Raw genomic sequence first — 21,506 nt, 5'->3', positions numbered from 1 at the left:
GGCGTCCTCAAGGACGCTGTCGCGAGCAGGCTCGCTCCCACAAGGTTTGGCGTACACCCCGCCCAATTTCACAGGGCTGAACCCATGATGATCCCCTCCCCGTGGCGCGCTGATTTCCCGGCTATCGCCGCGCTGCAACGGCAAGACCAGACCTATCTGGACAACGCCGCCACCACGCAAAAACCCCAGGCCCTGCTCGACGCACTGACGCATTACTACGCCAACGGCGCGGCCAATGTGCATCGTGCGCAACACCTGCCGGGTGCCCACGCGACACAAGCGTTCGAAGACAGCCGGCGCAAGGTTGGCCAGTGGCTGAATGCCGGTGACAGCGGGCAGATAATTTTCACGCACGGCGCCACCAGTGCCTTGAATCTGCTGGCTTACGGTCTTGAACATTTGTTCGAGCCGGGCGATGAGATTGTCATCAGCGCTCTGGAGCATCACGCCAACCTGTTGCCGTGGCAGCAACTGGCGCAACGCCGCAACCTGAAACTGGTGATCCTGCCGCTGGATGCCGACGGCCTGATCGACCTCGCCGCTGCCGTGCATCTGATCGGCCCGCGCACGCGTTTGCTGGCGGTCAGTCAGCTGTCCAACGTCCTTGGTGCCTGGCAACCGCTGACCGCTTTGCTCGGCATGGCCAAGGCGCAGAACGCGCTGACGGTAGTCGATGGCGCGCAAGGCGTGGTGCACGGCCGGCATGATGTGCAGGCGCTGGGTTGCGACTTCTATGTGTTTTCCAGCCACAAACTCTACGGCCCTGAGGGACTGGGCGTGCTGTTCGGACGCAACGCTGCGCTGGAGCAATTGCAGCCATGGCAGTTCGGCGGCGAGATGGTGCTGGACGCCAACTATCAGGATTCGCGCTTCCGCCCGGCGCCGTTGGGGTTCGAGGCTGGCACACCGCCAATCGCCAGTGTCATCGGCCTCGGAGCGACCCTCGACTACTTGGCCGGTTTGGATCAGGACGCCGTATCTGCCCATGAAGCGGCGCTGCACGACTATCTGTTGCGCGGCCTCGCTGCCCGCAACGGCATTCGCCTGCTGGGCAAGCCGCAACTGGCACTGGCCAGTTTTGTCGTCGAAGGCGTGCACAACGCTGATCTGGCGCATCTGCTCACCGAACAAGGCATCGCGGTGCGCGCCGGGCATCACTGCGCCATGCCGCTGATGAAAAGCTTCGAACTGGCTGGGGCGATTCGCGTGTCGCTGGCGCTGTATAACGACTCGGAAGATCTGGAGCGCTTTTTCGAGGCGCTGGATCAGGCGCTGGAGATGTTGCGATGAGCCTGCCGGTGGAAGCGGCCGAAGCGCTGCAGACGTTTCAGACTGCGGCGGGCTGGGAACAGCGGGCGCGGTTGCTGATGCAGTTTGGTGATCGCTTGCCGGCGCTGGATGACGCGCAAAAGTGCGAGGCCAACCGGGTGCATGGCTGTGAGAGTCAGGTGTGGCTGGTCGGGGATTTGCGCGACGGGCACTGGCAGTTCAAGGCGAGCAGCGATGCGCGGATGATTCGCGGGTTGGTGGCGTTGCTGCTGTTGCGGGTCAACGGCTTGCCGGCAGTGGAGTTGCAGCAGGTGGATTTGCCGGAGTGGTTCAATCAGCTGGGACTGTCGCGGCAGTTGTCGCCTTCGCGCAGTAATGGCTTGAATGCGGTGCTCCAGCGGATGAATGAGTTGGCCGGTTAATCGCCATCGCTGGCAAGCCAGCTCCCACAGGGTTCGGTGGTGTTCATAGATGCACTGAACTTACCCAATACCTGTGGGAGCTGGCTTGCCAGCGATGAGGTCATCAGCCTCACCGTTCAAACCTGAGGTTTTACTCGGTCCGAAGGGCGCCGCACCCCCGCCACAATCTTGTCCACAGCCTTGGTCGCCGCGACCATGCCAAACGTCGCCGTGACCATCATCACCGCGCCAAACCCGCCGGCGCAGTCGAGCTTCACGCCGTCGCCGACAAAACTCTTCTGCAGACAAATGCTGCCATCCGGTTTCGGGTAGCGCAGCTGTTCGGTGGAAAACACGCACGGCACGCTGTAGTGACGGGTCACGGTGCGGGAAAAGCCGTAGTCACGACGCAAGGTCGAACGGACTTTCGAAGCCAGCGGATCATTGAAGGTGCGGTTCAGGTCGCAGACCTGAATCAGCGTCGGGTCGATCTGCCCGCCCGCGCCGCCGGTGGTGATGATCTGGATCTTGCGGCGTTTGCACCAGGCGATCAGCGCCGCTTTGGCGTTCACCGCATCGATGCAGTCGATCACGCAGTCGATGTTCGGCGTGATGTATTCGGCCATGGTGTCGCGGGTGACGAAATCGGCCACGGCGTGCACCGTGCAATCGGGGTTGATCCCGCGCAGGCGCTCGGCCATCACCTCGACCTTGGGTTTGCCGACAGTGCTGTCCAAGGCGTGCAACTGACGGTTGGCATTACTGACGCAGACGTCATCAAGGTCGAACAGCGAGATCTCGCCCACCCCGCAACGGGCCATGGCTTCCGCCGCCCAGGAACCGACGCCACCGACGCCGACGATCGCCACATGGGCGGCGCGCAAGCGCTCCAGGCCCTCGATGCCATACAACCGGGCGATGCCTGCAAACCGCGGATCTTCTGTACTCATGACCATTACCCCAAAAACCGGCGCGCATTATAGGGCTACGCAGCGACAAGTTTTAAGCTGCAAGCGACAAGTGTAAGAACTTAAGTCAGAGACGGCTGCCCAATGTCAGGCATTTTCCCTTCAGTTGTACGACTGGTTAACCGCCGGTGTAGGATGCGCGCCCCTCGGGCGTCTATCCGACCGATCCTTCGTTCCACAGCCTTTGGAACCCGAAACAGCTATGTCATCGCGTAAATTTGGACTCAACCTGGTGGTGGTGCTGGCCATCGCTGCCTTGTTCACCGGTTTCTGGGCGCTGGTCAATCGCCCGGTCACGGCGCCGAACTGGCCGCAGCAAATCTCCGGCTTCTCGTATTCGCCATTCCAGCAGGGGCAATTCCCACAGAAGGATCAGTATCCGTCTGATGATGAAATGCGCCGTGACCTGGAAATCATGAGCAAGCTGACCGACAACATCCGTATCTATTCGGTCGACGGTTCGCTGGGAGACATCCCGAAACTGGCGGAGGAATTCGGCCTGCGTGTCACCCTCGGCATCTGGATCAGCCCGGACCAGGAACGCAACGAACGGGAAATCACCAAAGCCATCGAACTGGCCAACACCTCGCGCAGCGTCGTACGCGTGGTAGTCGGCAACGAGGCGCTGTTTCGTGAAGAAATCACCCCTGAGGCCTTGATCGTTCTGCTGGATCGGGTGCGCGCTGCGGTCAAAGTACCGGTGACCACTTCCGAGCAATGGCACATCTGGGAGAAATACCCGCAACTGGCCAAACATGTCGATTTGATCGCCGCCCACGTCTTGCCCTACTGGGAATTCATTCCGGTGGACAAGGCCGGCCAGTTCGTCTTCGACCGCGCCCGCGATCTGAAAAAACTCTTTCCGAAAAAACCGCTGCTGCTGTCCGAAGTCGGCTGGCCGAGCAACGGTCGCATGCGCGGTGGCGCCGATGCATCGCCGGCCGATCAGGCAATTTATCTGCGCACGCTGGTCAACAAGCTCAATCGCCAAGGCTTCAACTACTTCGTGATCGAAGCGTTTGACCAACCGTGGAAGGCCAGCGACGAAGGTTCGGTCGGCGCCTACTGGGGCGTTTTCAACGCCGCGCGCCAGCAGAAATTCAATTTCGAAGGCCCGGTGGTGGCGATTCCGCAATGGCGCGTGCTGGCCATCGGTTCGGTGGTGCTGGCGCTGCTGTCGCTGACCCTGCTGATGATCGACGGCTCGGCCCTGCGCCAGCGCGGTCGTACGTTCCTGACGTTTATCGCGTTCCTCTGCGGCTCGGTGCTGGTGTACATCGGTTACGACTACAGCCAGCAATACAGCACGTGGTTCAGCCTCACGGTCGGATTCCTCCTCGCGCTCGGTGCGCTCGGGGTATTCATCGTCCTGCTCACCGAGGCCCATGAACTGGCCGAAGCGGTGTGGATTCACAAACGCCGTCGGGAATTCCTGCCGGTGCTCGGCGATTCCGACTACCGACCGAAAGTGTCGATCCACGTGCCCTGCTACAACGAGCCGCCAGAGATGGTCAAACAGACCCTCGATGCCCTGGCCGCGCTCGATTATCCGGATTTCGAAGTCCTGATCATCGACAACAACACCAAGGATCCGGCGGTGTGGGAACCGGTGCGTGACTACTGCGCAACCCTTGGCCCGCGCTTCAAGTTTTTCCACGTTTCGCCGCTGGCCGGTTTCAAGGGCGGCGCGCTGAATTATCTGATCCCGCACACCGCCAAGGATGCCGAAGTCATTGCCGTGATCGACTCCGATTACTGCGTGCACCCGAACTGGCTCAAGCACATGGTGCCGCACTTCGCCGACCCGAAAATCGCCGTGGTGCAGTCGCCGCAGGATTATCGCGACCAGAACGAAAGCACCTTCAAAAAGCTCTGCTACGCCGAATACAAAGGCTTCTTCCATATCGGCATGGTCACCCGCAACGACCGTGACGCGATCATTCAGCACGGCACCATGACCATGACCCGCCGCTCGGTGCTGGAAGAATTGGGCTGGGCTGACTGGTGCATCTGTGAAGACGCCGAACTCGGTTTGCGCGTGTTCGAGAAAGGCCTGTCGGCGGCGTATTACCACGACAGCTACGGCAAGGGCCTGATGCCGGATACCTTCATCGACTTCAAGAAACAGCGTTTCCGCTGGGCCTATGGCGCGATCCAGATCATCAAGCGCCACACCCGCAGCCTGCTGCGCGGCAAGGACACCGAACTGACCCGTGGTCAGCGCTATCACTTCCTCGCCGGTTGGCTGCCGTGGGTTGCCGATGGCATGAACATCTTCTTCACCGTTGGCGCGCTGTTGTGGTCGGCGGCGATGATCATCGTGCCGCAACGGGTCGATCCACCGTTGCTGATTTTCGCGATCCCGCCACTGGCGCTGTTCGTGTTCAAGGTCGGCAAGATCATCTTCCTCTACCGTCGCGCCGTCGGCGTGAATCTGAAAGATGCGTTCTGCGCGGCGCTGGCCGGACTGGCGTTGTCGCACACCATCGCCAAAGCGGTGCTGTACGGTTTCTTCACCAGCAGCATTCCGTTCTTCCGCACGCCGAAAAACGCTGACAACCACGGTTTCTGGGTGGCGATCAGCGAGGCTCGCGAGGAGCTGTTCATCATGCTGTTGCTGTGGGGTGCGGCGCTGGGGATTTTCCTGGTGCAGGGCATTCCGAGCAATGACATGCGCTTCTGGGTAACCATGTTGCTGGTGCAGTCGCTGCCGTATCTGGCGGCGCTGATCATGGCGTTCCTGTCGTCGCTGCCCAAACCTGCGGCCAAGGCTGAGCCGGCACCGGTCGTCTAAATCCGCAACGCAGCACTAAACGGCGGCCAATGGTCGCCGTTTTGCTTTAAGATAACCGCCATTTTGCGGGGCTTGGCGTGATAACCGGTCTGACTGACCACCCCTGTCCCTTGTGGGAGCGAGCCTGCTCGCGAAGGCGTTGTAACATTCAACCTTTAAGGTGCCTGGTAGACCGCTTTCGCGAGCAGGCTCGCTCCCACATTAGAAGCCCAAGCTCACACCCCATGATCCCGGAGTTTTCCATGACGGCCCACGCCGACCTATCGCCGACCCTTCAACTGGCCATCGACCTGATCCGCCGTCCTTCCGTGACCCCGGTCGATGCCGACTGCCAGAAGCAGATGATGCAGCGCCTGGGCAATGCCGGTTTCGCCCTGGAGCCGATGCGCATCGAAGATGTGGATAACTTCTGGGCCACTCACGGCAACAACGACGGCCCGGTGCTGTGCTTCGCCGGCCACACCGACGTGGTGCCGACCGGTCCGGTTACCGCATGGCAGATCGATCCGTTCAATGCCGTGATCGACGAACATGGCATGCTTTGCGGTCGTGGCGCGGCAGACATGAAAGGCAGCCTGGCATCGATGACCGTCGCCGCTGAACGCTTTGTCGCCGATTACCCGAACCACAAAGGCAAAGTCGCTTTCCTGATCACCAGCGATGAAGAAGGCCCGGCGCATCACGGCACCAAGGCGGTGGTCGAGCGCCTGGTCGCGCGCAACGAGCGTCTGGACTGGTGCATCGTTGGCGAGCCGTCGAGCACCACCCTGGTCGGCGATGTGGTGAAAAACGGCCGTCGCGGCTCCCTCGGTGCCAAGCTCACGGTCAAAGGCGTGCAGGGCCACGTGGCCTACCCGCATCTGGCGAAGAACCCGATCCACCTCGCCGCTCCGGCGCTGGCAGAGCTGGCCGCCGAGCACTGGGACCACGGTAACGACTTCTTCCCGCCGACCAGTTTCCAGATTTCCAACGTCAATTCCGGCACCGGCGCGACCAACGTGATCCCGGGTGATCTGGTGGCGGTGTTCAACTTCCGTTTCTCCACCGAATCGACCGTAGAAGGCCTGCAGAAGCGTGTGGCCGATATTCTCGACAAGCATGGTCTGGACTGGCACATCGACTGGGCGCTGTCCGGCCTGCCGTTCCTCACCGAACCGGGCGCGCTGCTCGATGCGGTATCGTCGAGCATCAAGGACATCACCGGTCGCGAGACCAAGGCGTCGACCAGCGGCGGCACCTCCGATGGCCGCTTCATCGCGACCATGGGCACGCAAGTGGTTGAACTGGGCCCGGTCAACGCGACCATCCACCAGGTCAACGAGCGCGTGCTGGCAGCCGATCTCGACGTGCTGACGGAAATTTATTACCAGACCCTGATCAAGTTGCTCGCCTGATGCTCGCGTGCCCGATCTGCAGTGAACCGCTCAACGCGGTAGAGAACGGCGTGGTCTGCCCCGCCGGGCATCGGTTTGACCGTGCGCGTCAGGGTTATCTGAACCTGTTGCCGGTGCAGCACAAGAACAGCCGCGACCCGGGCGACAATCAGGCCATGGTCGAGGCGCGGCGTGATTTCCTCAACGCCGGGCATTACGCGCCAGTGGCCAAACGTCTGGCTGAATTGGCGGCGAGTTACGCGCCGGAGCGCTGGGTCGACATCGGTTGTGGCGAGGGTTACTACACCGCGCAAATCGCCGAAGCTTTGCCGAACGCTGATGGCTACGCGCTGGACATCTCCCGCGAAGCTGTCAAACGCGCCTGCAAACGCAACCCGGCGATCACCTGGTTGATCGCCAGCATGGCCCGCGTGCCATTGGCTTCAGGCAGTTGCCAGTTTCTCGCCAGCGTCTTCAGTCCGTTGGATTGGGAGGAAGCCAAGCGTCTGCTCAGCGTCGGCGGTGGGCTGATGAAAGTCGGCCCGACCCGTGGCCATCTGATGGAATTGCGCGAACGCCTGTACGACGAAGTGCGCGAGTACACCGACGACAAGCACCTGGCCCTGGTGCCGGAAGGCATGGTTTTGGCGCACAGCGAAACCCTGGAATTCAAGCTGACCCTGGACAAGCCCGAGGACCGCGCCAACCTGTTGGCGATGACGCCTCACGGCTGGCGTGCCAGTGCCGAGCGTCGTGCGGCAGTGATCGAACAGGCCGAGCCGATCGAGACCACCGTGTCGATGCGCTACGATTATTTCGTTCTTCAATAACTTTTGGTCTCGGGCACAGGCCCGGGGCCGGCTAAATCCGCGAATGGATTTTTCAGACCCGCAGTGAGGACATCCATGCGCCAACCGGACATCGAGATTTACCTGAAAGACGCCGACGTCGACCACAAGGCCATCGCCGCCTGGCTCGGCCAAGCGCTTGGCCCGTGCAGCGACTGGGTGCAGAAAGGCCAGACGTACAAGTGCAAGGCCGGCAACGTGCCGGTGACCTGGCTGCCGAAAGCCGTGGGCAAGTGGAACAGCCTGTTCCTGGAAAGCGACCAGACCCCCTGGGACGACGACATCGCCTGCGCCCGCGCAGCCTTTGCCGCGCTGAACGTCGAAGTGCGTTGCGCACCGGGGACGTGGGTCGAAGAAGAAGGTGAAGAAACCGCCGATCGCTGGATTCGCATCAGCGAAGACGGAGAAGAAGAGATCACCTGGAAAACGGCTTAAAAGCAGCTGCAAGTTACGAGCTGCAAGCTGCAAGCCTCAAGCGGAACTGCTTATAGCTTGTGGCTTGCAGCTTGAAGCTTGAAGCTGCTGTTACAGACCTACAACATCCTCAGCCTGCAACCCCTTCTCGCCGGTGATCACCGCATACTCGACCTGTTGACCTTCGGTCAGCGAGCGGTGCCCTTCGCCGCGTATCGCGCGGTAGTGCACGAACACGTCCACGCCGTCGTCGCGCTGGATAAAGCCGTAGCCTTTGGCGTCGTTGAACCACTTCACGTTGCCGGTTTCGCGTGTTGCCATCTGTTCATACTCCTTTTTTATTATTGAACGGGCTTTTCGCAGGAAAGCCTTAGAGGAACGTCAGCCTGCGTCCGACGTCCATGACAGGGCACCGGCAACAGAGCGCCGAGTATATGACAGGTGCGGAAACTCTCAACAGGAGATTACTTCGGCGCTTTTTTGCCGATTTTCGCCTAATACGGCAAACTGTCCGCCCCGAGCGCCTGCTCGGTTTTATCCACTCACGCAGAAGCCGTATGACCCGTTCCCCGTTCCGCCGTCTTGTGTTTGGCACCCTGCGCCGCCTGTTGTATCTCTGGGTTCGCTCCGAGACCATCAATCAGTCGTCGTTCACTCTTAACCTCGACCGCAGTCGTCCGGTGTTCTACGTCCTGCAAAACCCTTCGCTGACCGATCTGGCGGTGGTTGACACCGAGTGCACCAAGGCCGGTCTGCCACGCCCGGTGCTGGCGGTGTCGGTCGGTACGCTGATCGAACCTGCGGCGTTTTTTTATCTGACACCGGACCCGGACTGGCTCGGCCGCCAGGACAAACGCGGTGCGCCGCCGACTCTCACCCGCCTGGTCAGCGCGCTGACACAGAATGCTGCCGAAGACGCGCAGATCATTCCGGTCAGCGTGTTCTGGGGCCAGTCCCCGGACAGCGAAAACAGTCCGTGGAAACTGTTGTTCGCCGACAGCTGGGCAGTCACCGGACGCCTGCGCCGGCTGCTGAGCATTATCGTCCTCGGGCGTAAAACCCGCGTGCAGTTTTCCGCGCCGATCCACCTGCGCGAACTGATCGATCACAACAAGGGTCATGAGCGCACCGTGCGCATGGCCCAGCGCATCCTGCGCGTGCACTTCCGCAACTTGAAAGCCGCGGTGATCGGCCCGGACATTTCCCACCGGCGCAATCTGGTCAAAGGCCTGCTCAATCAGCCGCTGGTCAAACAGGCGATCCTCGACGAAGCCGAGCGCGAAAAAATCTCGCCGGAAAAGGCCAAGGCCCAGGCCCTGCGCTATGGCAACGAGATCGCTTCGGACTACACCTACACCGCGATCCGTTTTCTCGAAGTGGTGCTGAGCTGGTTCTGGAACAAGATCTACGACGGCATCAAGGTCAACCACATCGAGGGCGTGCAGAACGTTGCGCAGGGTCACGAAGTGATCTACGTGCCGTGCCACCGCAGCCACATCGACTACCTGCTGCTTTCCTATCTGCTGTTCCGCAATGGTCTGACCCCGCCGCACATCGCCGCCGGGATCAACCTGAACATGCCGGTGATCGGTAGCCTGCTGCGTCGCGGCGGTGCGTTCTTCATGCGCCGCACCTTCAAGGGCAATCCGCTGTACACCTCGGTGTTCAACGAATACCTGCACACGCTGTTCACCAAAGGTTTCCCGGTGGAGTATTTCGTCGAGGGCGGGCGCTCGCGCACCGGGCGCATGCTGCAACCGAAAACCGGCATGCTCGCGATCACTCTGCGCAGTTTCCTGCGTTCGTCGCGGATGCCGATCGTATTCGTGCCGGTGTACATCGGATACGAGCGCGTGCTCGAAGGCCGCACCTACCTCGGTGAGCTGCGCGGCGCGAGCAAAAAGAAAGAGTCGATCTTCGATATTTTCAAAGTGATCGGCGCGCTCAAGCAGCGCTTCGGTCAGGTCGCGGTCAACTTCGGCGAGCCGATCAAACTGGCGGAATTCCTTGACGCCGAGCAACCGGACTGGCGCCGGCAGGAACTCGGCCCGCAGTTCAAACCGGCGTGGCTCAACGAAACCACCAACCGCCTCGGCGAGAAAGTCGCCCGACATCTCAATGAAGCGGCGGCGATCAACCCGGTCAATCTGGTAGCGCTGGCACTGCTGTCGACCACGCGCCTGGCCCTGGATGATCGGGCCATGGCGCGGGTGCTGGACCTGTATCTGGCGCTGCTGCGCAAGGTCCCGTATTCGCCACACACCACCTTGCCGGAAGGCGATGGCCGTGCGCTGATTGAGCATGTGAAAGACATGGATCTGCTCGCCGAGCAGAACGATGCGCTGGGCAAGATTCTGTATCTGGACGAGCAGAACGCGGTCCTGATGACTTACTACCGCAACAACGTCCTGCACATCTTCGCCCTGCCTTCGTTGCTGGCGAGTTTCTTCCAGAGCACTTCGCGCATGAGCCGCGAGCAGATCCTGCGCTACACCCGCGCGCTGTATCCGTACCTGCAATCGGAGTTGTTCATCCGCTGGAGCCTGGAGGAACTCGACGCGGTGATCGATCAGTGGCTGGAAGCGTTCGTCGAGCAGGGCCTGCTACGTTTCGAGAAAGACCTGTACCTGCGTCCGGCACCGAGTTCGCGGCATTTCGTGCTGCTGACGCTGCTGTCGAAAAGCATCGCGCAGACCCTGCAGCGTTTCTACATGACGGTGTCCCTGCTGCTCAACAGCGGCCAGAACAGCATCAGCGCCGAAGAGCTGGAAGACCTCTGCACAGTGATGGCCCAGCGCCTGTCGATCCTCCATGGCCTGAATGCGCCGGAATTCTTCGACAAGAGTCTGTTCCGCCACTTCATCCAGACCCTGCTCGACCTCGACGTCCTGCGCCGCGACGAAGCCGGCAAGCTCAGCTACCACGAACTGCTCGGCGAGCTGGCCGAAGGCGCGGCCAAACGCGTGCTGCCGGCGGAGATTCGCCTGTCGATCCGCCAGGTCGCGCTGCACCGCAGTGAAGATGCGGCGGATCAGATCACGCCACAGCCTGAGGCTTGAAGCCTTACCCCTGTGGGAGCGAGCCTGCTCGCGAAGACGGAGTGTCAGTCGCCATTTATTTTGACTGATCCACCGCTTTCGCGAGCAGGCTCGCTCCCACATTGAAAGGAGATTCACCCATGAAAAAACTGTTGACCCTCGCCGCCGCCACCCTGCTCAGCGCCTGCCAATCAACCACACCCGCCGGCAAGGCCAGCCTCGACGGCGAAGTCTTCTACCTGCAACGCATCGCCCTGCCCCCGAGCGCGACCCTGAGCGTCAGCCTGCAAGACGTGTCGCTGGCCGATGCACCCGCCATCGTCCTCGCCGAACAGAACGGCCCGATCAAAGGCCAGGTGCCGCTGCCGTTTCATTTGAGCTACGATCCGGCGCAGGTCAAACCCGGCCATCGTTATTCGATCAGCGCACGCATTGAAGTCAACGGCGAGCTGATGTTCATCACCACCGAAAACCACGCCGTGCAACTCGACGGCAACGACCCGCAGCCGCTGAAAATCCGCGTCGACGCCGTTCGTTAATCCATTTTTCGCCACAAGGAAGCCGCCATGCGCCGCCCTACCCTTCGCTTCGCCGCCGCCTGCGCCGGCTTGCTGATCTCCGCCAACGCCCTGGCCCTGTCGCTCAGCGACCTGTCCCAGCAAGACGCCACCGGCGGCCTCAAGGACGCCCTGACCCAAGGCGCCCAGATCGCCGTGAAACAACTCGGCACCCCGGGCGGCTTCAGCAATAACCCCGAAGTGAAAATCGAACTGCCGGGCAAACTCGGCAAAGCCGCGAGCAAGATGAAAGCCTTCGGCATGGGCGCCCAGGTCGAAGAACTGGAAAACGCGATGAACAAAGCCGCCGAATCGGCCGTGACCCAGGCCCAGCCAATTCTCGTCGACGCGGTGAAGAAAATGAGCGTGGCCGACGCCAAAGGCATCCTCAGCGGCGGCAAGGACTCGGCCACGCAATACCTCGACAAATCCAGCCGCGAACAGATCCGCGCCAAGTTCCTGCCGATCGTCAAACAGGCGACCGACAAGGTTGGCGTAGCGCAGAAGTACAACTCGTTCGCCGGTCAGGCTGCTGCGTTTGGCGTTGTCGATGCGAAGAGCGCCAACGTTGAAAACTACGTCACCGAGCAAGCGCTGAATGGCCTGTTCGAGATGATCGGCAAACAGGAAGAAACCATCCGCCAGAACCCGGCCGCTGCGGCGACGAGTCTGGCGAAGAAAGTGTTTGGTACGCTTTAAGTCGTTACAACATGGGGGCGATTCAATTCGCTCCCATGCTTGCCTCCACGTAAAGAACTACGTAAAAAAAACACCCACTCCCGCCCCATCTTCCTTCTCTCAAAAAGCTGCAATTGGTCCAGCCCTTCCAGGATCGACGCCGCCTCGCTACCCGAGCAGGAAAAATTTTCCGCGACATTGCTCGCCGTAAACTCCTTCGCCTCCCCGCTTTTAGCCACCTGATACACCGCGCGCTGCCGTTCCGTCAGTTGAGCAATTACGCCAGAGCTCGTCAGCCAGCGCTGAAAGTCCTGAGTGTCTGCCAGACTCTTGCGGTACACAGATGTAAAACCGACCACGGCTCGCAAAACAACCGCGCATTGAAACTCGATGAAATAAGTCAGATCCAGCTCATCTGCCTCGGTGTGCAGGTAGGAGCGTCCGTATTTCACCGGTGCATTGCGCAGCAGCAGACTGATCGCAATGTAGCGAAACGCCGCGAACTCATGTTTGAACATGAACCAGTAAAACAAGGCTCTCGCGACCCGTCCGTTACCGTCGCGAAATGGATGTTCATAACCCATGGCGAAATGCAGCGTCACGGCCTTGGTCAGTGGATGCAGATAATTTTTGTCCAGAATCGAGGCAGCGGGCCGGTTGATCCAGGCGGACAGCCTCGCCAACCGCGCAACCAATCCTGCAGCAGGAGGTGGTCGGTGCACGGTGTTGCCTGAACCATCCTGAACAACCACCTCATCATTGGTCCGGAACAATCCGGGGGAATACTGCCCGTCATCGATCCCCTCCACACCCACTCGATGGATCTCTGCAATCAGCTCAATGCTCAGAGGTTCATAACGCTTTTCCCAAGCGAAATTCATCATTCGATAATTCCCCATGACCATGCGCTCATCTGGCGTCCGCGGCTGGCGCTGATGCTTGAGCATGTCCTTGGCTACGCGCGTGGTAGTCGCCGCGCCCTCCAACTGGCTACTGGCGATGGCTTCGTCTTCGATCAGGTCATTGAGCAGACAGGAGAAATGCGCCCGCTCGCCGATCTGACTGGTCATGTAATCCAGCGCGGCCGTACTGGCGTAACGATCCACCACAGCCAAGGTTTTCTGCGCCAACGGCGTTGGCACGTATTTGCCCCACTGCACCGGCTCGCCCAACGGCAACAAATGAATGTACTGGGCCGCCCGCGCCTTCTTCACCAACGCCCAACAAAGGTTCGCGTCCAACCCTGCCGCCCAGCGATAGCGCAACGCCTCGAATGGCAGATAGCGCCCCTGATCATCGAGCGGCTTGAGCAGCGCCAGATAATCCGCAAGTCGTTGCTTGTGGGGCGAGCGGGCCAACAGGTCGAAAACAGGATCCGTTCTGCCGGCTAATGTCGGTGGTTTCTTCATCAGACAGACTCAAGGACTCGGAAAAGCAGAACCCGGAGTACAGCATTGGACGGCTAGCGCCTCAAGATCGGAGGACTCTGAAAAAGCTGTAGGAAGGCAGCGTGAATTGGCGATTCGAAATGAATTGGCTGTCAGACCGCCTTCGCGAGCAAGCTCGCTCCCACAAAAGCAAAGCAGCGAAGCCGCCCCACTCAACAATGAGCGCAAGCTCGAGTGCTTTTGATCTTGATCCACCGGCGACGTCGGAAGGCTGAGTGGAGGGATTGATCCGGGCGTGGGAGCGCAGCGACCGTACGACGCAGTCGTACACAGCGAGTGTAGGTGCAGCGAAGCAAACCGGAGCCGCTGCGCCCGGATCGATCCCGCAGCGAAGGAACCCGAGCCTGCGAGGGCCGAACGCAGGAGCAAGCCTTTTTGGGTACTTTTTCGGCGTCTGGAAAAAGTGCCTCGCCGTAAGGGCGAAACCGCCAGCCGCAACACCCACAGCAACGGATATACACCCAAAACCCCACGTCATGGTCGGCCCGAAGGCCGCCACGACACAAAAACCTCAAGCCTCCTTACGCACCCGAAACCAGGCCGCATACAACGCCGGCAAAAACAACAGCGTCAGCGCCGTAGCCACAATCAGCCCGCCCATGATCGCCACCGCCATCGGCCCGAAAAACACACTGCGCGACAGCGGAATCATCGCCAGCACCGCCGCCAGCGCCGTCAACACAATCGGCCTGAAGCGCCGCACCGTCGCCTCGATAATCGCCTGCCAAGGCTTAAGCCCCGAAGCGATATCCTGCTCGATCTGATCGACCAGAATCACCGAATTGCGCATGATCATCCCGGACAATGCGATGGTCCCCAGCATCGCCACAAACCCGAACGGCTGCCGGAACACCATCAGAAACAACGTCACCCCGATCAACCCCAACGGCGCCGTCAGAAACACCATCGCCGTGCGCGAGAAACTGCGCAACTGCACCATCAGCAAGGTCAGCACCACGACAATGAACATCGGCACCCCGGCATTCACCGACTTCTGCCCGCGCTCGGAATCCTCCACAGTGCCGCCGACATCCAGCAGATAACCATCGGGCAATTCGGCGCGAATCGGGTCCAGCGTCGGCATGATCTGCTTGACCAGCGTCGCCGGCTGCTCCTTGCCGTAAATGTCGGCGCGCACCGTCACGTTCGGCAGCCGATTGCGGTGCCAGATGATGCCTTCCTCAAACCCGTATTCCAGCGTGGCAATCTGCGACAACGCCACACTGCGACCGTTATCCGTCGGCACCGCCAGGCTCGGCAACAACGACAATTCAGTGCGTTCGTGCACGGTGCCGCGCAGCAGAATCTCGATCAATTCATTGTCTTCGCGGTACTGGCTGACCGTCGAGCCGACCAGCGAACTCTGCAGGAATTTCGCCAGATTGGCCGTGCTCACACCGAGGGCGCGGGCGCGATCCTGGTCGATGTTCAGGTAGACAACTTTGCTCGGCTCCTCCCAGTCCAGATGCACGTTGACCACATGCGGATTCTCGCGAACCTTTGCCGCCACTTTGCGCGCCAACGCACGGACTTCTTCGATGTGCTCGCCAGTGACGCGGAACTGCACCGGATAGCCAACCGGCGGGCCGTTTTCCAAACGGGTGACCCGCGAACGCAGGGCCGGGAACTGTTCGTTGAGGGTTTCGATCAACCAGCTGCGCAGCGCTTCACGCTCTTCGATGGTTTTTGCCAACACCACAAACTGGGCAAAACTCGCAGCCGGCAGTTGCTGATCCAGCGGCAGGTAGAAACGCGGCGAGCCGGTGCCGACATAGGCCACGTAATTGTCGATGCCGGCGTGCTCCTTGAGCAGCGCTTCGAGGCGTTTGACTTCGCTGGTGGTATTGGCCAGAGAAACGCCTTCGGCCAGTTTCAGATCGACCATCAACTCCAGCCGGTTCGAAGCCGGGAAGAACTGCTGCGGCACGAAGCGGAACAACATCACCGAGGCGATAAACAGGCCTACGGTGAGCACGATCACCGTCTTGCGATGGGCCACGCACCACTCCACCAGACGCCGGACGCGCTGATAAAACGGCGTGGCATACGGATCCGGTTGACCATCGCCAGTACCGTGTTTCGCCGCATGAATTTTCGCCAGATCCGGCAGGAGTTTTTCCCCCAGATACGGCACGAACATCACTGCCGCGACCCATGAGGCGAGCAAGGCAATGGTCACCACCTGGAAAATCGAGCGGGTGTATTCGCCGGTGCCGGACTGCGCAGTGGCAATCGGCAGGAAGCCGGCGGCGGTGATCAGCGTGCCGGTGAGCATCGGGAATGCGGTGCTGGTCCAGGCGTAACTCGCCGCGCGAATGCGATCGAAGCCCTGCTCCATTTTGATCGCCATCATTTCCACAGCAATGATCGCGTCATCCACCAACAAGCCCAGCGCCAGCACCAGCGCACCGAGGGAAATCTTGTGCAGACCGATGCCGAGGTAATACATGCAAGCGAAGGTCATCGCCAGCACCAGCGGAATGGTCAGCGCGACGACCATGCCGGTGCGCACGCCGAGAGAGAAGAAGCTCACCAGCAAGACGATCGCCAGTGCCTCGACCAACACCTGGACGAACTCGCCGACGCCGGTTTTTACCGCTGCCGGCTGATCGGACACCTTGCGCAACTGCATGCCGGCCGGAAGGTTTTTCTGGATCCGCGAGAACTCGCCCTCCAGCGCCTTGCCCAGCACCAGAATGTCGCCGCCGTCCTTCATCGCCACGGCCAGACCGATCGCATCGTCGCCCATGAAACGCATGCGCGGCGCCGGTGGGTCGCTGAAACCGCGACGCACATCGGCGATATCGGAGATACGGAACGTACGATCGGCGACGCGGATCGGAAAGTTCTTTATCTCATCGACTGTCTGAAAATTTCCCGAGACGCGTAGCTGCAAGCGCTCGCTGCCGGTTTCAAAGAACCCCGCCGTGGACACCGCGTTCTGTTCCTCCAGCGCCTGCTGCACTGCCGCCAGCGGCAAGCCGAGGGTGGCGAGTTTGACGTTGGACAGCTCGACCCAGATTTTCTCGTCCTGTAACCCAAGCAGTTCGACCTTGCCGACGTCCTTAACCCGCTGCAGCTGAATCTGGATGCGGTCGGCGTAATCCTTGAGCACGGCGTAGTCGAAACCGTCACCGGTCAACGCATAGATATTGCCGAAGGTGGTGCCGAACTCATCGTTGAAAAACGGCCCCTGAATTCCCGGCGGCAAGGTCTGCCGGATATCGCCGACCTTCTTGCGCAACTGATACCAGAGATCGGGGATTTGCTTGGAGTGCATCGAGTCGCGGGCGATGAAGGTCACCTGGGACTCACCGGGGCGGGAGAACGACATGATGCGTTCGTACTCGCCGGTTTCCATCAGCTTCTTTTCGATGCGTTCGGTGACCTGGCGCGAGACCTCCTGCGCGGTCGCGCCGGGCCAGCGGGTCTGAATGACCATCGCCTTGAAGGTGAACGGCGGGTCTTCGCTCTGGCCGAGCTTGGTGTAGGACAACGCGCCGACAACGGCGAGCAAAAGCATCAGGAACAGTACGATCTGGCGATTACGCAACGCCCATTCTGAGAGGTTGAAGCGCATTGGGGCTTACTCCTTGTTCGCCAGATTGACCACACGGTTGGAGCGATCCACCGGCCGCACCTGCTGGCCGTCGAGCAGCACATGAACGCCGGCAGCCACTACCCAGTCGCTGGCATTGAGCCCCTCGAGCACCGCCACGCTTTTCTCGCCAAACGGACCGACCCGCACCGGGGTTTTCTTCAACGTGTTGTTGCCGTTGACCACCCAGACGTAGGTCGCGCCGTTTTCAGCGGTCAGCGCGGAAAGCGGTATCGACAGCGAGACACTGTCAGCCGATTGCACAAACACCCGGGCGCTCTGCCCCAGTTCAGCCGGCACTTTGCCGCTGGTGAACGAGATACGCGCGGCAAAAGTGCGTGAGCGCGGGTCGGCGGACGGCGACAACTCGCGGATCTGCCCGGCGAAGCGTTGATTTTGCTGTGCCCACAATTCCACGGTAACCGGCTGACCAACCTTGAAGCGGCCGAAGCTTTGCTCCGGCAGGCTGATCAACACTTCGCGCTCACCATCGGTGGCGAGGGTGAACACGGTTTGCCCGGCAGCGACCACCTGACCGACTTCCACCGAACGCTTGGCCACCACACCGTCCTGTGGCGCACGCAGCACCGCGTAACTGGCCTGGTTGGTCGAAACGTTGAATTCAGCTTTGATTTGTTTAAGGCGGGCTTCGCCGGAGCGATATAGATTTTCGGCATTGTCGTAGGCCGAGCGGCTGACCATCTGCCGATCCATCAGGGTTTTATAGCGATCACGTTCGGCGCGGACCAGGTTCAGATTGGCCTCGGCGGCGGCGACCTGCGCGCGGGTGGCTTCCAGTTGCAGGCGCACATCCTGCGGATCGAGTTCGGCCAAGGGCTGATCGGCTTTGACGCGCTGGCCTTCGTCGACCAGTCGTCGGCTGACTTTACCGCCAATGCGGAACGCCAGATCAGGCTCATAACGGGCACGCACCTCGCCCGGATAACTCTCCATCGCCTGCGCCGAAGGCTCGGGCTGTACCACCATGGCCGGGCGTACGGTGACCTTGGTCACCTCTTCCTGACCGCACGCCGATAACAGGAACGCCAGACTGACTGGCACGGCAAAGGACAACGCATGGCGGTACATGGTGACGGACCTTTCGCGAATGAGGCTTGGAATATTTATACTGGCGGGTATGGTATTAATAGCAAACTCACCAGTCCAGTATTAAAAGCGAAGAATGTCGAACAATCTTTCAGCTCCAAACGGCCCGGGCCGCCCCAAGGATCTGGCCAAGCGCTAAGGCGATCCTGGATGCGGCGAAAACCCTGTTTCTCTGCCATGGCTACGCCAACACCAGCATGGACGCGGTGGCCAGCGAGGCGGGCGTGTCGAAGCTGACGGTCTACAGCCATTTCAACGACAAGGAGACGCTGTTCTCCGCTGCCGTCGTCGCGAAATGCGAGGAACAATTGCCGCCGCTGTTCTTCGAATTGCCGGACGGCATCGCGGTGGAAAATGTATTGCTGAACATTGCCCGGGGCTTTCACCAACTGATCAACAGCGATGAATCAGTGAACCTGCACCGCCTGATCATGGCGCTGGGCAGTCAGGACCCGAAGCTGTCGCTGATCTTCTTCGAGGCCGGCCCAGAGCGCGTGGTCAACGGCATGGAAGGTCTGCTGGCGAAAATCCATGCAACCGGCGCGCTGAGCATCGACCAGCCACGCAACGCCGCCGAGCACTTCTTCTGCCTGATCAAAGGGGCGGGAAATTTTCGTTTGTTGTATGGCTGCGGCGAGCCGCTGACCGGAGAGGAAGCGGAGCGGCATGTGCGGGAGGTGGTGGGGTTGTTTATGCGGGCTTACAAACCCTGACAGTTTTGCGGTGCTTGTGCAGACCGCTTCGCGAGCAGGCTCGCTCCCACACTGGAATGCATTTCCTACTGTGGGAGCGAGCCTGCTCGCGAATGGGGCGACGCGGTCTCAGGGCTTCAGCGCTTTCTTCGGATAAATGTCATACCGGCTCGATTTGCCATCCAGCGCATGGCTCGGTTTCGGCCCTTCGATGCACGGTGCCTTGCGCGGGCGCTTGACCACCACCCGGTGCGTGGCCAGCGCCAGCGCGGCTTCAAGCAGGGCCGGTGCATCCGGATCATCACCGACCAGCGGGCGGAACAGGCGCATTTCCTTTTTCACCAGCGCGGTTTTCTCGCGATGCGGGAACATCGGGTCGAGATAGATCACCTGCGGCGCCTCCCCTTCCCAACTGCGCATCACTTCGATGGAGTTGCCCTTGAGCAATTTCATCCGCGCCACGATCGGCGCCACGTCGAAATCTTCCGCCGCCCGCGCCAAGCCGTCCTCAAGCAGTGCGCCGATCAGCGGCTGACGCTCGATCAGGCTCATTTCACAACCGAGACTGGCCAGCACAAATGCATCCTTGCCCAAGCCCGCCGTGGCATCCAGCACACGCGGGCGAACGCCTTGGGCGATGCCGACAGCCTTGGCAATCATCTGGCCGCTGCCGCCGCCATACAAACGACGATGCGCCGCGCCGCCTTCGACGAAGTCGACCCGCACCGGTCCAGGCGCATCCGGGCCAAGCTGCTGCAACTGCAAACCCTGCTCGCCGACCTGCAAGACGAACTCGCCGTCCGCCTCGCCGAGCGGCAGGCCGAGACGTTCGGCCCAGTGTGCGGCTTGCGCTTGAAACGTCGGGGCGAGGGCCTGGACATGGATGCGGCAGGCCGCGGGTGACTCGATCATGAAAAAACGCTCAAAAAAGTTAAGGATCGACAAAAACCGCCGATAAACCATTCAACGCGCATTTTGCCAGAGCTGAGCGTCAACCGAAAAAAATGTCAGGCATTCTTCCCACATCGATTGGCTACGTTTCGCCCCATGGCGACTTCAGCCGTCATAACACTCAAGCACTGAGCGGCGTCAGTCACCTGTGGCAGGATTTCTTTGCCCAGGCCCTGGCCGAACAGACGAGTGAAGTGGTGCCTGCCTGTGGCACGTTTCCACCGGTTGACCTGAACAGCCCGGAAGAACCGACCGTTGGCAGCGAGCTGCACGCGCACATCGTCAGCCAGCGTGAGTGCGACGTGGTCGAAACCCAGGTTCGCCCGCCGGAGCCGCTGTTCCTGCCGATCGCCGAGTTCGAAATGGAGCTGCTGGACAAGCCGTTCCCACCGTTCCCGCCGGAAGAGCTCAAAGCCCAGCAAGAGCAACAGGATTTCGACAGCAGCTGGGTACGCCCGATTGTGATCAACAATGGCCAGCCAGTGCCGGAGCCAGGCCCTGCTCCGCAGAAACGTCCGCTGTACCTGCCGATTGCCGAGTTCGATCTGGACTTGCTGCAGAAGCCTTACCCGCCGTTCCCGCCGGAAGAAATCGTCGAGCAGCAGAAAGCTCTGGACTTCGATAATGGCTGGGCTCGGCCGATCGTTCTGCAGAACCTGCGCCTCGCTGCCTGATTCTCAGCGACACACGCTCCAGCGCCCGACATCGACATGAAAGTGATTGCGATGGGCGGCGTTGTAATCCGGGCTCAACACCACACTGAATGACTCGCAGGCGCCGTCGCGCACTTGGCGGAGAAACTCTGCGTCCTGGTTTTGCTTGGGCCAATCCTTGAGCACGCTGATCGTGCGTCCGTCAGCCAGACGGAAACCGGCAATGTCCAGCGCGTCGGCACTGGCATGTCGACTGAGGGCGCCGCTCTCACGGTTGTAGACATTGCGACAGGCAAAGCTGCCGAGGTGATCGACCCGCGCAATCTTCTGGCCATAAGCCGATTGCGCGGCCGGTTGCAGGGTGTGGTGTTCGAACATCGCGTAGGCCACCGCCAGCGGGCAACTGGCGATGAAGCTGCTGCTCAGCCCCACTCCACCGCCCTGCACCCGCAGAGCACCGACCAGCGGACACTTGGCGCCGGGGCTGTCGGCCTGGGGGCTGACGCGCAGATCCGAGCTGCTCAATGCCTGTGCGCAAAGCTCGGGATCACTGCGCAGGCGCATGAGTTTGTAACCGGTGAGCCAGTTGGGCGCGGCTTTAATGTCCAATGGCGCCCACGGGTTCCACTGCGGCGGCACGTCCAGCCAGCCACGCCAGACACTCACCGCGCCACCAGCGATCGCGAGCAACACCCCCCAGAACAGCCAACGTCCCAT

General features: G+C 60.8%; 17 protein-coding genes and 1 pseudogene. 11 read left to right on the top strand and 7 right to left on the bottom strand.

What is annotated here, in order from left to right; genetic code table 11:
- The first annotated feature begins 84 nt into the window (after positions 1–84).
- Positions 85–1,290 carry an aminotransferase class V-fold PLP-dependent enzyme gene (locus AB4O45_RS18735; protein WP_150743267.1) on the top strand — a complete coding sequence of 402 codons (1,206 nt, stop codon included), beginning with the start codon at positions 85–87 and terminating at the stop codon, positions 1,288–1,290.
- Positions 1,287–1,691 (top strand): SufE family protein, encoded by a 405-nt coding sequence (locus AB4O45_RS18730; RefSeq protein WP_252883250.1) that lies wholly within the window; start codon positions 1,287–1,289, stop codon positions 1,689–1,691. Before AB4O45_RS18735 ends, AB4O45_RS18730 begins: the two co-directional genes overlap by 4 nt.
- Before the next feature lie 116 nt (positions 1,692–1,807).
- On the opposite strand, the gene tcdA is transcribed toward AB4O45_RS18730, so the two are convergent.
- Entirely contained in the window at positions 1,808–2,626 is an 819-nt protein-coding gene (gene tcdA / locus AB4O45_RS18725; protein WP_150743265.1) for a tRNA cyclic N6-threonylcarbamoyladenosine(37) synthase TcdA, read from the bottom strand.
- 214 nt (positions 2,627–2,840) lie between these two features.
- Here tcdA and AB4O45_RS18720 point away from each other — a divergent pair, with 214 nt between their 5' ends.
- The 4 genes from AB4O45_RS18720 (at position 2,841) to AB4O45_RS18705 (ending at position 8,088) form a co-directional block, all read left to right on the top strand.
- Complete coding sequence (locus AB4O45_RS18720; protein WP_110645889.1) at positions 2,841–5,432, top strand: glycosyltransferase; 2,592 nt, start codon at positions 2,841–2,843, stop codon at positions 5,430–5,432.
- Positions 5,433–5,674: 242 nt separating this feature from the next.
- Complete coding sequence (gene dapE, locus AB4O45_RS18715; protein ID WP_252877517.1) at positions 5,675–6,826, top strand: succinyl-diaminopimelate desuccinylase; 1,152 nt, start codon at positions 5,675–5,677, stop codon at positions 6,824–6,826.
- Positions 6,826–7,635 carry a putative RNA methyltransferase gene (locus AB4O45_RS18710; RefSeq protein ID WP_460160422.1) on the top strand — a complete coding sequence of 270 codons (810 nt, stop codon included), beginning with the start codon at positions 6,826–6,828 and terminating at the stop codon, positions 7,633–7,635. The genes dapE and AB4O45_RS18710 overlap by 1 nt, the downstream gene beginning before the upstream one ends.
- 75 nt (positions 7,636–7,710) lie before the next feature.
- Complete coding sequence (locus AB4O45_RS18705) at positions 7,711–8,088, top strand: hypothetical protein (protein WP_016771488.1); 378 nt, start codon at positions 7,711–7,713, stop codon at positions 8,086–8,088.
- A 90-nt stretch (positions 8,089–8,178) separates the two neighbouring features.
- On the opposite strand, the gene AB4O45_RS18700 is transcribed toward AB4O45_RS18705, so the two are convergent.
- Positions 8,179–8,388: a cold-shock protein gene (locus tag AB4O45_RS18700; protein ID WP_016771489.1), complete on the bottom strand. Its 210-nt coding sequence runs from the start codon at positions 8,386–8,388 to the stop codon at positions 8,179–8,181.
- 236 nt (positions 8,389–8,624) lie between these two features.
- On the opposite strand from AB4O45_RS18700, the gene plsB reads away from it, so the two are divergent.
- The 3 genes from plsB (at position 8,625) to AB4O45_RS18685 (ending at position 12,361) form a co-directional block, all read left to right on the top strand.
- A complete protein-coding gene (plsB, locus tag AB4O45_RS18695) occupies positions 8,625–11,126 on the top strand; it encodes a glycerol-3-phosphate 1-O-acyltransferase PlsB (RefSeq protein ID WP_095180480.1) in 2,502 nt (833 codons plus the stop codon).
- Positions 11,127–11,245: 119 nt separating this feature from the next.
- A complete protein-coding gene (locus tag AB4O45_RS18690; protein ID WP_095180479.1) occupies positions 11,246–11,644 on the top strand; it encodes a YbaY family lipoprotein in 399 nt (132 codons plus the stop codon).
- A 27-nt stretch (positions 11,645–11,671) separates the two neighbouring features.
- Positions 11,672–12,361 (top strand): DUF4197 domain-containing protein, encoded by a 690-nt coding sequence (locus tag AB4O45_RS18685; RefSeq protein ID WP_095180478.1) that lies wholly within the window; start codon positions 11,672–11,674, stop codon positions 12,359–12,361.
- Here AB4O45_RS18685 and AB4O45_RS18680 read toward each other — a convergent pair.
- From AB4O45_RS18680 to AB4O45_RS18670, 3 genes are all read right to left on the bottom strand, one after another.
- Positions 12,358–13,749 (bottom strand): Fic family protein, encoded by a 1,392-nt coding sequence (locus tag AB4O45_RS18680; RefSeq protein ID WP_460160421.1) that lies wholly within the window; start codon positions 13,747–13,749, stop codon positions 12,358–12,360. The genes AB4O45_RS18685 and AB4O45_RS18680 overlap by 4 nt on opposite strands.
- Positions 13,750–14,299: 550 nt before the next feature.
- On the bottom strand, positions 14,300–17,368 hold the full coding sequence (locus AB4O45_RS18675) for an efflux RND transporter permease subunit (RefSeq protein ID WP_041478146.1): 3,069 nt from the start codon (positions 17,366–17,368) through the stop codon (positions 14,300–14,302).
- A 6-nt stretch (positions 17,369–17,374) separates the two neighbouring features.
- A complete protein-coding gene (locus AB4O45_RS18670) occupies positions 17,375–18,475 on the bottom strand; it encodes an efflux RND transporter periplasmic adaptor subunit (protein ID WP_095180475.1) in 1,101 nt (366 codons plus the stop codon).
- 94 nt (positions 18,476–18,569) lie between these two features.
- Here AB4O45_RS18670 and AB4O45_RS18665 point away from each other — a divergent pair.
- A pseudogene (locus tag AB4O45_RS18665) lies at positions 18,570–19,206 on the top strand (TetR/AcrR family transcriptional regulator).
- A gap of 108 nt (positions 19,207–19,314) precedes the next feature.
- On the opposite strand, the gene AB4O45_RS18660 reads toward AB4O45_RS18665, so the two are convergent.
- The gene (locus AB4O45_RS18660) at positions 19,315–20,097 is read right to left on the bottom strand and encodes a class I SAM-dependent methyltransferase (protein WP_435406343.1); all 783 of its coding nucleotides are present in this window, start codon (positions 20,095–20,097) and stop codon (positions 19,315–19,317) included.
- 92 nt (positions 20,098–20,189) lie between these two features.
- On the opposite strand from AB4O45_RS18660, the gene AB4O45_RS18655 reads away from it, so the two are divergent.
- A complete protein-coding gene (locus AB4O45_RS18655; protein ID WP_056783179.1) occupies positions 20,190–20,810 on the top strand; it encodes a hypothetical protein in 621 nt (206 codons plus the stop codon).
- A gap of 3 nt (positions 20,811–20,813) precedes the next feature.
- On the opposite strand, the gene AB4O45_RS18650 is transcribed toward AB4O45_RS18655, so the two are convergent.
- The gene (locus AB4O45_RS18650) at positions 20,814–21,506 is read right to left on the bottom strand and encodes an extensin-like domain-containing protein (RefSeq protein WP_150743259.1); all 693 of its coding nucleotides are present in this window, start codon (positions 21,504–21,506) and stop codon (positions 20,814–20,816) included.

It is taken from the genome of Pseudomonas sp. S2_B10 (assembly GCF_054668425.1).
Note: the sequence above shows the minus strand (reverse complement) of the source record. Positions and strands in the feature narration are given on the sequence as shown.

Coding starts and splice junctions, on each gene's coding strand:
- AB4O45_RS18735 (WP_150743267.1), top strand. CDS start 85: ATGATGATCCCCTCCCCGTGGCGCGCTGATTTCCCGGCTATCGCCGCG.
- AB4O45_RS18730 (WP_252883250.1), top strand. CDS start 1,287: ATGAGCCTGCCGGTGGAAGCGGCCGAAGCGCTGCAGACGTTTCAGACT.
- tcdA (WP_150743265.1), bottom strand. CDS start 2,626: ATGGTCATGAGTACAGAAGATCCGCGGTTTGCAGGCATCGCCCGGTTG.
- AB4O45_RS18720 (WP_110645889.1), top strand. CDS start 2,841: ATGTCATCGCGTAAATTTGGACTCAACCTGGTGGTGGTGCTGGCCATC.
- dapE (WP_252877517.1), top strand. CDS start 5,675: ATGACGGCCCACGCCGACCTATCGCCGACCCTTCAACTGGCCATCGAC.
- AB4O45_RS18710 (WP_460160422.1), top strand. CDS start 6,826: ATGCTCGCGTGCCCGATCTGCAGTGAACCGCTCAACGCGGTAGAGAAC.
- AB4O45_RS18705 (WP_016771488.1), top strand. CDS start 7,711: ATGCGCCAACCGGACATCGAGATTTACCTGAAAGACGCCGACGTCGAC.
- AB4O45_RS18700 (WP_016771489.1), bottom strand. CDS start 8,388: ATGGCAACACGCGAAACCGGCAACGTGAAGTGGTTCAACGACGCCAAA.
- plsB (WP_095180480.1), top strand. CDS start 8,625: ATGACCCGTTCCCCGTTCCGCCGTCTTGTGTTTGGCACCCTGCGCCGC.
- AB4O45_RS18690 (WP_095180479.1), top strand. CDS start 11,246: ATGAAAAAACTGTTGACCCTCGCCGCCGCCACCCTGCTCAGCGCCTGC.
- AB4O45_RS18685 (WP_095180478.1), top strand. CDS start 11,672: ATGCGCCGCCCTACCCTTCGCTTCGCCGCCGCCTGCGCCGGCTTGCTG.
- AB4O45_RS18680 (WP_460160421.1), bottom strand. CDS start 13,749: ATGAAGAAACCACCGACATTAGCCGGCAGAACGGATCCTGTTTTCGAC.
- AB4O45_RS18675 (WP_041478146.1), bottom strand. CDS start 17,368: ATGCGCTTCAACCTCTCAGAATGGGCGTTGCGTAATCGCCAGATCGTA.
- AB4O45_RS18670 (WP_095180475.1), bottom strand. CDS start 18,475: ATGTACCGCCATGCGTTGTCCTTTGCCGTGCCAGTCAGTCTGGCGTTC.
- AB4O45_RS18660 (WP_435406343.1), bottom strand. CDS start 20,097: ATGATCGAGTCACCCGCGGCCTGCCGCATCCATGTCCAGGCCCTCGCC.
- AB4O45_RS18655 (WP_056783179.1), top strand. CDS start 20,190: ATGTCAGGCATTCTTCCCACATCGATTGGCTACGTTTCGCCCCATGGC.
- AB4O45_RS18650 (WP_150743259.1), bottom strand. CDS start 21,506: ATGGGACGTTGGCTGTTCTGGGGGGTGTTGCTCGCGATCGCTGGTGGC.